The sequence below is a fragment of the Myroides albus genome, assembly GCF_009711045.1.
In the GTDB taxonomy this organism is placed as follows: Bacteria; Bacteroidota; Bacteroidia; order Flavobacteriales; family Flavobacteriaceae; genus Flavobacterium; species Flavobacterium album_A.
The window spans coordinates 1-388 of the sequence record NZ_WMJX01000137.1; the positions used below are offsets into that span (position 1 = coordinate 1).

Sequence of the window (388 nt, forward strand, 5' to 3'; positions counted from 1 at the left end):
TAAAAGCTAAAGGATCAGTTGTTTATAAGTTCTTAGGAGAAGAGAAAGATGCTGCTGGAAATCCAATTCCGTATTATATCAACGCTACTTCGGATTTCTTAGAAATAGTTAAAAATAATGAAACTATTCAAAAGGAAATTACAAAAGTAGTTAATACAGGTGGAGGTACTGACCCAGGTACACCAGAACCAGTTGACCCAACAAAACCAGATCCTAACTCATATGGTAACGTTTACTATGGTGACGTAAATAAAGATGGTAACCCAATCTTATATACTGTAAATGATGGTAAAACTTATGCAATTGACATTTCTCAAAATATTCTTAATGAGATTACAAATAATCAAGATATCATTGAGAAGTTAAAAGAGCAAACTACTGTAGTAGT

1 pseudogene is annotated in these 388 nt (G+C 32.2%); it reads left to right on the forward strand.

Features of this window, described 5'->3' with window-relative positions:
- Nucleotides 1–388, forward strand: a pseudogene (locus tag GJV76_RS15835) (hypothetical protein); the annotation flags it as partial.